At 67.5% G+C, this 10,216-nt stretch carries 6 protein-coding genes; 5 read left to right on the forward strand and 1 reads right to left on the reverse strand.

Annotated elements, in window-relative coordinates; translation table 11 throughout:
* Positions 1 to 82: 82 nt before the first annotated feature.
* The gene (locus Y887_RS20435) at positions 83 to 295 is read right to left on the reverse strand and encodes a hypothetical protein (RefSeq protein WP_146093446.1); all 213 of its coding nucleotides are present in this window, start codon (positions 293 to 295) and stop codon (positions 83 to 85) included.
* A gap of 156 nt (positions 296 to 451) precedes the next feature.
* Between Y887_RS20435 and Y887_RS16535 the strand changes: the two genes are divergently transcribed.
* The 5 genes from Y887_RS16535 to Y887_RS16555 all read left to right on the forward strand — a co-directional run bounded on the left by Y887_RS16535 (position 452) and on the right by Y887_RS16555 (position 10,189).
* Positions 452 to 721 (forward strand): flagellar biosynthetic protein FliQ, encoded by a 270-nt coding sequence (locus tag Y887_RS16535; RefSeq protein ID WP_005996207.1) that lies wholly within the window; start codon positions 452 to 454, stop codon positions 719 to 721.
* Positions 722 to 734: 13 nt separating this feature from the next.
* On the forward strand, positions 735 to 1,526 hold the full coding sequence (gene fliR, locus Y887_RS16540) for a flagellar biosynthetic protein FliR (protein WP_046965395.1): 792 nt from the start codon (positions 735 to 737) through the stop codon (positions 1,524 to 1,526).
* 92 nt (positions 1,527 to 1,618) lie between these two features.
* Entirely contained in the window at positions 1,619 to 4,576 is a 2,958-nt protein-coding gene (locus Y887_RS16545) for a ligand-binding sensor domain-containing diguanylate cyclase (protein WP_046965396.1), read from the forward strand.
* Between the two features lie 506 nt (positions 4,577 to 5,082).
* Positions 5,083 to 8,004 carry a ligand-binding sensor domain-containing diguanylate cyclase gene (locus Y887_RS16550; RefSeq protein ID WP_046965397.1) on the forward strand — a complete coding sequence of 974 codons (2,922 nt, stop codon included), beginning with the start codon at positions 5,083 to 5,085 and terminating at the stop codon, positions 8,002 to 8,004.
* A gap of 97 nt (positions 8,005 to 8,101) precedes the next feature.
* Positions 8,102 to 10,189: a putative bifunctional diguanylate cyclase/phosphodiesterase gene (locus tag Y887_RS16555; RefSeq protein WP_046965398.1), complete on the forward strand. Its 2,088-nt coding sequence runs from the start codon at positions 8,102 to 8,104 to the stop codon at positions 10,187 to 10,189.
* Positions 10,190 to 10,216: the final 27 nt, after the last annotated feature.

Raw genomic sequence — 10,216 nt, forward strand, 5'->3', positions numbered from 1 at the left:
CCTGCCGCTGCGGTATGGGGGATTGAGAAGCCAACGGCCAACGCAAAGACAAAGGCAAAGCAGCAAGCCCTCCGCCCAAAGCTCAAGCGCAAACCAAAAGCGACAGCGACAGCGACAGCGACAGCGACAGCGACAGCGACAGCGACAGCAGCCAATCGTGCTTCGCCTCGTACTTCCATCGCAACCACTGCTCCGCAATCCAGCCCGGCACGCGCTCGCGGCGCAGGCGCTTCAAAGCCAAAGCACTCGGGGCAATGGCGCGCAGGGGGCCTTCCCGCCCGCTGGAGAGCGCCAAGCTTCTGCAAACCACGGTTCAGCCCGCATCCCGCAGTAGCGGCCACCAAAATCCGCACATGCACAAAGCGCTGGGATCTCATCCAGCTCCCTACCAATCCCGAATCCCCAATCCCCAATCCCGTCCTTTGGCACCGCACTTGCATCAGCACTCCCCATGAGCCCTGAAATCGCCCTGACTGAACTGCGTGGTGGCCTGGTCACCGTCCTGTGGATTGCCGGACCGATGTTGCTGGCGGTGTTGATCGTCGGTGTGGTCATCGGCGTGGTGCAGGCTGCCACCCAGTTGAATGAACCCACCATCGGCTTCGTGGCCAAGGCGGTCGCGTTGACCGCGACGCTGTTTGCCACCGGCAGCATGCTGCTGGGGCATCTGGTGGAGTTCACCATTGCGCTGTTCCAGCGCATTCCGCATCTGATCGGCTAGCGGGCCGCACCGGATGGATTCCGCCACCCAGATGGTGATCGACGGCCAGCGCGCGTTTGCGATGGTCGGGGCGATCATGTGGACCATGCTGCGCACCGGTGCCCTGCTGACGGCCATGCCGTTGATCGGCACGCGCGCCGTGCCCGGGCGGGTGCGGGTCATGCTGGCCGGGACCTTGTCGATGGTGCTGGCGCCGATCCTGCCGCCGGTGCCGGAGTGGGACGGATTCACCGCGCAGGCGGTGCTGAGCATCGCGCGCGAGTTGGCCGTCGGCGCCAGCATGGGCTTCATGTTGAAGCTGATCTTCGAGGCCGGCGCTCTGGCCGGCGAGTTGGTGTCGCAGTCCACCGGCCTGTCGTTTGCGCAGATGTCCGACCCGATGCGCGGGGTGACCTCCGGCGTGATCGCGCAGTGGTTCTACATCGGGTTCGGCCTGCTGTTCTTTGCGGCCAACGGGCACCTTGCGGTGATCTCGCTGCTGGTGGACAGCTACAAGGCGCTGCCGATCGGCACGGCCATTCCCGACGCCAGCGCGTTTGCGGAGGTGGCGCCGACCCTGTTCCTGCAGATCCTGCGCGGCGGGCTGACCCTGGCCTTGCCGATGATGGTGGCGATGCTGGCGGTCAATCTGGCCTTCGGTGCGCTGGCCAAGGCGGCGCCGGCGTTGAACCCGATGCAACTCGGGTTGCCGCTGACGGTCTTATTGGGGCTGTTCCTGTTGTCCAGCTTCGCAAGCGAGTTCGCGCCACCGGTGCAGCGCATGTTCGATACCGCCTTCGACTCCGCCAGAGAACTGACGGGCTGACCGTATGGCCGCTCAAGTTTTGCGACCGGTCGCCGTCAACGCTGGGGACGATTGATCCATTCGATCGCATTACCCTCTTTTCGCGGAAACCGATGCCCAACGTGTCTGCGCTGTTCGTTCCACCTGGTTCGCGCGGCAAGGCGCTGCGCCTGGCAGCGTTGTGCCTGCTCGGGTGGCTGATCGCGGGCAGCGGATGGGCGCAAACCTATAGCTTTCGCGATTACGCCCAGGCCGATGGCCTGCAGGGCATGACCGTCAACAGCCTGCTCGAGGACCGCCAGGGCGTGGTCTGGGTCGGTACCGAACTGGCATTGCATCGTTTCGAGCGCGAACAATTCATCCCCGTCGGCCGCGAAAGCGGGCTGGACGCACGCTACATCCGCGCGTTGACGCTGGATGGGCACGGGCGCCTGTGGGTGGCCAGCGCCAACGGCGTGTTCGTGCGCAACGGCACCACCTTCAGCCCGGTCTTGCAGAACGGCACCGCGATCCGCGCCGACAGCGGCAATGTCATCGCCCCGTACGCGGGCGGCGTGGTGGTGGTCAGCGAAAATCAGCTGTTGCACCTGACGCCGGCCAGGCCAGGCGGCTGGAGCGTGCGGGTATTGGCGTTGCGGCTGGACGACGGCACCCCCCTGCCCGCCGGTAAAGCCTTGCTGGCCGACGGCACAGCGCTGTGGGCCAGTTGCGGACAACGCGTCTGCCGCATCGATGCCGACGGACGTATCACCCAGTTGGGCGATGCCGACGGCGTGCCGGAACGGCAATGGCGCGCGGTGTTCCGCGACCATCGCGGCAACCTGTGGCTGCGCGGCGGCGGCATGGTGATGTCGCGCGCGCCGGGCGAGCGGGTGTTCCGCGACCATGCACCTCCGGCCGGCACCCGGTTCGACACCCTGTCTGGCGCAACCACCTTGTCGGAGGATGCGCAGGGCCGCCTGATGACCCGCTCCGACCGCGGAATGGTGCGCTGGGAAGGCGATCACTGGCGCTATTTCGGGCACGACCAGGGGCTGGCGATCAGCCCGATGGTCGGCCCGTTGATGATGCAGAGCACCGGCCAGCTCTGGATCGGCACGCGCGGCTTGGGTGTGCAGCGCTGGCTGGGCTACGGCACCATCGAGCACTGGGACGAAAGCCAGGGCCTGGCCGAATCGCCGACCTGGGCCATCCAGCGACTGCCCAGTGGGGAACTGCTGGTCGGCGGCGATGCCGGTTCCAATGTGCTGGATCCGCGGACCGGGCGCATGCAGCCATGGACACTGGCCAACGGTGAGCCGTTGCTGCAATCGATCTCCATTGCGCTGTCGCCGGCAGATGGCGCGGCCTGGGTGGCGCGCTCGTCCGGCGCCCTCGCCCGGCGCGACCCGCGAACGGGCAAGACCATCGACATGCTGCAGCTCGGCCTGCCCACCAACAAGCTGCTGTTCGATGCGCACGGCGTGCTGTGGGTCACCACGCCGCGCGGCCTGTACTCCATCCCGCCCGAACTGCCGCTGCAGGCAAGGCGCGAGGAAGCGGTCCCGGCGGCGTTCGTCGGCGATATCGAGCTGGATGGTCAGGGTCGACTGTGGGCCAGCACGCGCGAAGGGCTGTATCGGCAGGAAAAGAACGGCCGATGGCTGCAGGTGCAGGTGCACGGCAACCTGCCCAGCCACGATTACTTCCTGCTGGACTTTTCCGACGACGGTCAGCTCTGGCTGTCCTTGCGCGACACCGGGCTGTGGCACGGCGCCGTGCAGGACGCTGCGGCGGTCACGCTGACCGCAGTGAGCGACACGCTGGTATCGCGCGTGATGCCGTTCATCCTGCGTCACGACAGCAAGGGACGCTTGTGGCTGGGCAGCAGCCAGGGCCTGGACTTGCTGGACCACGGACGCTGGTCGCGCGCCACGCGCAGCGAGGGCCTGTTGTGGGACGACGTGTCTGCCAATGCGTTGTTCGAGGACGCCGATGGCAGCGTCTGGCTCGGCAGCAGCCGCGGGCTGACCCATCTGATCGATCCGTCGCGTGTGTTCGCTTCGCCGCCGCTGCGGGTGCAGGTGCTGCGCGTGCAGCGTGGCGAGCAGACCCTTGCCGCCGGTGCGCAGGTGCCCTGGTCGCAGGTTCCGCTGGATGTGGATCTGAGCACGCCCGGCGCCGAAGGCGGCCCGGACCGCATCAGCTTCCGCTACCGCGTGGAAGGCCACCAGGCCAGCTGGACCAGCACCTCGCTCAGCCACATCACCTATCCGCTGCTGCCGCCTGGCCGCTATGCCCTGGAGGTGCAGGCCGTGGACGCGGGCCAGCGCAGTGCCAGCCCGGTCACGCGCTTCGCCTTCGTGCTCAGTCCGCCCTGGTGGCGCGGCGTTCCCGCCTTGATCGCGTACGTGCTGCTGGCGATCGCAGCGGTGATCGTGCTGTTGCGCTGGCGCACGGCCAAACTGCTGCGACGCAAGCGCGAGCTGGAGCAGCTGGTTGCCGAGCGCACTGCCGAGCTGGAACAGGACAAGCGCGACCTGGAATCGGCACGTGCCGAACTGGCACTCAAGGCCACCCACGACGAACTCACCGGCCTGCTCAACCGCTCCGGCATTCTCGCCACGCTGCGCGAGATGCTGTTGCGGGCCGATGCAACGGCGCGGCCATTGGCGGTGGTGTTGATCGACCTGGATCACTTCAAGTTGGTCAACGATCAGCACGGGCATCTGGCCGGCGATGCGGTGCTGGCCGGGGTCGGTCGTCGAATGGATACGCTGGTGCGTGGCGACGACCGGATCGGCCGCTACGGCGGCGAAGAATTGCTGGCGCTGCTGCCGGGGCTGACGCACGAAGCCACGCATCGGCTGGATGCGCTGCATCGCGGCATCTGCGGCGATTACCCCATCGACGGCGGCTGGTTGCACGTCACCTGTTCGATCGGCGTGGCCTGGTTCATTCCCGGCGAAACCCTGGAGCAATTGCTGGCGCGCGCCGATGCCGCGCTGTACAGCGCAAAACGCAGCGGCCGCAATCGCATCTATTACGATGCCGGCCACCTCGCTGCGGCATCCGGCAGTGTCGGCAACTGATCGCTGCGAGGCCGCTCCTGTCGCGTCATCGTGACTGGATGCATCACGCCGGGCTACGGCAGCGCCCGCATCCAGGCAGCGCCAAACGTTGCCAGGGCATGCAACGACCACGGGGGCGCGGTCGTGGTGAGGTGTCGACTGGATCGAACACGCAGCTTGATCGCAGTCTCGTGCGATCCAACGCGTGCATGCGCGTCGGTCGTGTTCGCTCGATCTCCGCCGGCCGCGATTGCCGCGTCCTGCACATGACACGCACATCTGGCGCGATCATCCAATGCATCGACAGCGCGCAGTCGCATTGACGAGATGCACACATTGGCGTTGCACAGCGCTCGCGCCTGCCTGGCAGCTGTGCACTGGCAACGGCGTTGTCCTAAAGTAAATCGCGTGAACAGCCGCTAGTCGATATATCGCGGCCGCTATGGGGGGCTGCCAATGGCAAGCGTGAGTCACCCGCGCGAGGGACGCGGACCGCACGCACCGATGCGTGGGAGATTGCAACGCCCGTGGGGTTTTTGCACCGCCAATGGAGGTCGTCAGGCCGAGCGGCATCGCTTGCTGCGATGCTGCTGTTGGCGTTGCTGTCGTTTGCCGAGCTGGCCAGCGCGCAGAGCGCCAGTATCCGCCGCTATGCACACGACCAGGGGTTGCTCGGCCTCGCCGGCACCTGCCTGTTGCAGACCCGCAGCACCTTGATGTGGGTGTGCACCGAGAGCGGTCTGTATCGCTACAACGGCCGCATCTTTCAACAGATGATGCTGGACGGCCTGCGCAACGAACCGATTACGGCAATCAGCGAACAGCCCGATGGGCGCCTGTGGGTTGCCGGCTTCCAGGCGCTGTTCATCGGCGACGAGCACGGCTTTCGTAAGCTCGCACGCGATGAAGCCCAACACCTGCAGGAAGGCCTGCTGCTTGCCAGCCTTTCCTGGGGCACGGTGATCGCCAATGGCGGTGAACTGGAAGTGCTGCGCGCGCGCAGCAATGGCCGTTGGCATAGCGAATCTCTGCTGGACACCGCCACGCGGGTGCGGGTACCCGAGCTGTCGAAGGTGCTGAGCCTGTCGGTGGAAGGCGACACGCTGTGGGTCGGCTGCGGACGCAAGCTGTGCGCCATCGATGCGCAGCGCAAGGTAAAGGTTTACGGGCCCGACGAGGGCGTGCCGGTCGATCGCTGGTACAGCGTGTTGCGCGACAACGACGGCGGTCTGTGGGTGCGCGGTGCCGGCACCCTGCTCTACCGCGCGCCGCATGCGAGCACCTTCGGTGTGCGGCCGTTGCCGCTGCTGGACAGCACCACGGTCGGGCAACAGGCGCCACTGGTGATGGACCGCGAAGGACGCGTCCTGGTGCGCCGCAACGACGGCCTGGCACGCTGGGAAAACGGTGCCTGGCGCAGCTTTGGCACCGAGAACGGACTGCCGCCCGGCAGCAGCGATGCGATCGTGGTGGACCGCGATGGCGATGTCTGGATGACCGTGGACGGCGAAGGCCTGGTGCGCTGGGCCGGCTACGAGTGGATCGAAAACTGGGACGCCTCGCAAGGCATGCCGGCCGCGCCCACCTGGTCCATCGCGCGCGATGCACAGAACGCGCTGGTGGTCGGCAACGAGCACGGCGTGGGACGACAGGCGCAACCGGGCGGGCGGTTCGTACCGGCCTTGCCGCAATCGGGCATCCAGATCGTCGGCATGGCGCGCAGCACCGACGGCAGCCTGTGGACGCTCAATTCTGCCGGCCTCCTGCGCCGCAACTGGCCGGACGGCCGCAGCGCCGAGATCGCCAAACTTCCGCGGACCGGCCGGCGCCTGCACATCGACCGTCAGGGCCGCCTGTGGATTCTCACGGTCGGCGGTTTGTTCGTGATCGAGCGCCCGCTGGACGGCGGCAGCTTGCAGCCGGCCGCCGGCATGCCGACGATCGCCTACACCGATGTCCAGCAGACCGCCGACGGCACGCTGTGGGTGTCCAGTGCCAACGGACTATTCCGGCTGAAGGACGAGCATTGGTCCAAGGTGCAGGTGAAGGTCAACGGCGGCGACGCCGACCCGTGGATCAGCAAGTTCCACATCAGCGACAGCGGCGAAGTGTGGCTGGCGTTCTATCGCCCCGGCCTGTGGCACGGCATGTTGCTCGCCGATGGCCTGGACCTGCAGGCGATCAGCGACGAAGCGCTGCGCGATGTCGGCGTGTACCTGATGCGCGGCGACAGCCTCGGGCGGGTCTGGGTGGGCCACGCACGCGGCGTGGAGGTCTATAACGGCGAGCGCTGGGCGCATCTGTCGCAGTCGCAGGGCCTGCTCTGGGACGACGTGTCCGAGGCCGCATTCGCCGAAGATCCCGACGGCTCGGTATGGATCGGCACCGCGCGCGGCGTCAGCCACCTGAAGGACCCGGCGCGCCTGTTCGACGAGCGCCAGCCCAGCGTGCGCATCGACAGCGTCAGCCGCGGCGGCGTGCCGATCCGCGCCGGGCAGCTGCTGGGCTGGAGCGACACCCCGCTGCACATCGAGCTGTCGACGATGGAGGTCTACGACGACCCCAGCCGGCTGACCGTGCGATACCGTGTGCTCGGCCTGCACAACGAATGGATCGAGAGCGACGACCTGTCGATCGACCAGCCGCCGCTGCCGTCCGGGCATTTCCGCCTGCAGGTGCAGCTGGTGGACCGCTATCGGCGCACCACCTCGCCGGTGGTGGATCTGGCCTTTGCGGTCGCGCCCCTGTGGTGGCGCAGCCCGCCGGCGATCGCGTTGTACATCTTGATCGGCGGCGGCTTGCTGATCGGTCTGTGGACCTGGCGGCACCGCCATCTGGTCGCGCGCGAACGCATGCTGGCCGAGCTGGTGGCCGAACGCACCTATCAGCTGGAACACGAAAAACGCGACCTGGAGAGCGCCCGCGCGGCACTGGCACTGAAGGCCAGCCACGATGCGCTCACCGGCCTGCTCAACCGCTCCGGCATTCTCGACGCCATGACCGAAGAGCTGCAGGCCTGCGCGCATGCCGAGCACCCGTTGGCGGTGGTGCTGATCGACCTGGATCATTTCAAGCAGGTCAACGACGAGCACGGCCATCTGGTCGGCGACGCGGTGCTGGCCAAGGTCGGCGCACGGCTCACCGCGTGCCTGCGCGATTCGGACAAGGTGGGCCGCTACGGCGGCGAAGAACTGCTGTTGCTGTTGCCTGGCATGAACCGCCAGAGCCAGCACCGCCTGCGCGCCATCCACGAAGCGATCAGCCTGCCGCCCTACGACGTCGGTGCCGCGCGACCGCTGCAGGTGACCTGCTCGGTCGGCGTGGCGTGGTTTCGCATCGGCGACACCGCTGCCTCGTTGCTGGCGCGTGCGGACGAAGCCTTGTATCGGGCCAAGGGCAACGGCCGCAACCGCATCGAACCGGAAGAACCCGAAAGTTCGGTGGCCTGATTGATCCACAGCGTTGCGCGCTTGCAGGCTCAAGAACGCGCACGCCGGGTCGCTAGCTCCTTGAGCAAGCGCGTCTGTCGACGTCGGAACTGGATGGGTGGTCGCAACCTATAACCTTGGCATGGTGCTGTTGTCGCTGGTGGTGGCCGTGCTGGCCTCCTACACCGCGCTGCATCTGGCCGCCCGCATGACCGTCAGCCGTGGCGGCATCGCCGCCGCATGGCTGGTGGGCGGCGCCATCTCGATGGGGATCGGCATCTGGTCGATGCACTTTGTCGGCATGCTGGCGTTCCGGCTGCCGATTCCGCTGGGTTACGACGTGGCGCTGACCGCCTACTCGATGCTGGCGGCCATCCTGGCCTCGGCGCTGGCGCTGTGGCTGACCTCGCAACCGCAACTGCCCTGGCCGCGGCTGGGCCTGGGCGCGGTGCTGATGGGGCTGGGCATCGCGCTGATGCACTACATCGGCATGGGCGCGCTGCGCATGTCGCCTGCCATCACCTATGACCCGATGCTGTTCGTCCTGTCGGTGGCGATCGCCATCGGTGCGTCCGCCGCCGCGCTGTGGATCGCCTTCCGGCTACGTCACGATGGCCGCCGCTACAGCCTGCGCCTGATCGCCGCCCTGATCATGGGCGTGGCGATCGTCGGCATGCATTACACCGGCATGGCCGCCGCGCAATTCGCACCGGGCAGCATCTGCGGCGCGGCCGCCGGGGCGCACCTGCCGTTGTCGTGGCTGGCCGCGGTGGTGGTGGCGGTCACGCTGGGCCTGCTGATCCTGGCGCTGGTGATCTCGGTGCTGTCGCGCCGCTATCAGCAGCGCACCGACGTGCTGGCGCAATCGCTGGCGCAAGCCAATGCCGATCTGGCGCTGGCCGCCCTGCACGACCCGCTTACCCGCCTGCCCAACCGGGTGCTGCTGCACGAGCACGTATTGCAGAACATCGAGCGCGCACAACGCGATGGGCAACGCTTTGCGGTGATGCTGATCGACCTGGACGGCTTCAAGGTGATCAACGACGGCTACGGCCACCGGGTCGGCGATCAACTGCTGGTGGCGGTGGCCGAGCGCCTGAGCGCGCACCGGCGCGCGCACGGCAGCCTGGCGCGGCTGGGCGCGGACGAATTCGTGCTGGTGGCCGATATCGTCGACCCGGAAGACGCCGCGGCCATCGCCGTGCATCTGCTGAAGGCGCTGGCGGTGCCGTTTCTGGTCGGCGACCAGGAGCTGCGCCTGAGCAGCAGCATCGGCATTGCGCTGTATCCGGAAGATGCCGGCAGCGAGCACCAGTTGATGACGCACGCCGACGCGGCGATGGCCCACGCCAAGCAGGCCGGTCGCAACCGCTACCGCTTCTTCGAGCGCGCCATGACCGACACCACCCGCGAGCGCCTGCAGCTGCTGCAGGATCTGCCGCGCGCGCTGGAATCGGGCCAGTTCGTGCTGCACTACCAACCCAAGTACTGCGCCGACGACGGCCGCCCGATCGGCGCCGAGGCGCTGATCCGCTGGCAGCATCCGCAGCGCGGCCTGGTGCCGCCGGACAGCTTCATTCCGCTGGCCGAACGCAGCGGCATGATCGGCCCGCTCGGCAGCTGGGTGCTGCAGCAGGCGTGCCGGCAGATGCGCGCATGGCGCGACGCCGGCCACGGCGACTGGCGGGTGGCGGTGAACCTGTCGGCCACCCAGCTGGCCTCGCCCAGCCTGCTCGACGAAGTGGCCACCACGCTGAGCCACTACGCCATCGCGCCCGGCCAGCTCACGCTGGAAATCACCGAAACCATGGCCATGCGCGATGCCGACGCCTGCCTGCGCACGCTCGGCCAGCTCAATGCATTGGGTGTGCGCATCGCCATCGACGATTTCGGCACCGGTTATTCCAACCTGCTCTATCTGCGCAAACTGCCCGCGCACGAGCTCAAGATCGATCGCAGCTTCGTGCAGGCCATGGACAGCGGCGCCGAAGACATCGCCATCGTCGCGGCGGTGGTGGCGCTGGCCCACACCATGCGCCTGCAGGTGGTGGCCGAGGGAGTGGAGACCGCTGCCCAGCGCAACACCCTGGAACGGCTGGGCTGCGACCAGTTGCAGGGCTATCTGCTGGGGCGGCCGATGGAGGCCGACCGGTTCATCGCCGTGGTCGTCGCCCAGCGCGACGGCCTGCGTCGCCAGGCCAGCTGAGCAACGCGCCGAGTGTGGGATTTGGGA

The organism is Xanthomonas pisi DSM 18956, assembly GCF_001010415.1.
In the GTDB taxonomy this organism is placed as follows: Bacteria; Pseudomonadota; Gammaproteobacteria; order Xanthomonadales; family Xanthomonadaceae; genus Xanthomonas; species Xanthomonas pisi.

Coding starts and splice junctions, on each gene's coding strand:
- Y887_RS16535 (WP_005996207.1), top strand. CDS start 452: ATGAGCCCTGAAATCGCCCTGACTGAACTGCGTGGTGGCCTGGTCACC.
- fliR (WP_046965395.1), top strand. CDS start 735: ATGGATTCCGCCACCCAGATGGTGATCGACGGCCAGCGCGCGTTTGCG.
- Y887_RS16545 (WP_046965396.1), top strand. CDS start 1,619: ATGCCCAACGTGTCTGCGCTGTTCGTTCCACCTGGTTCGCGCGGCAAG.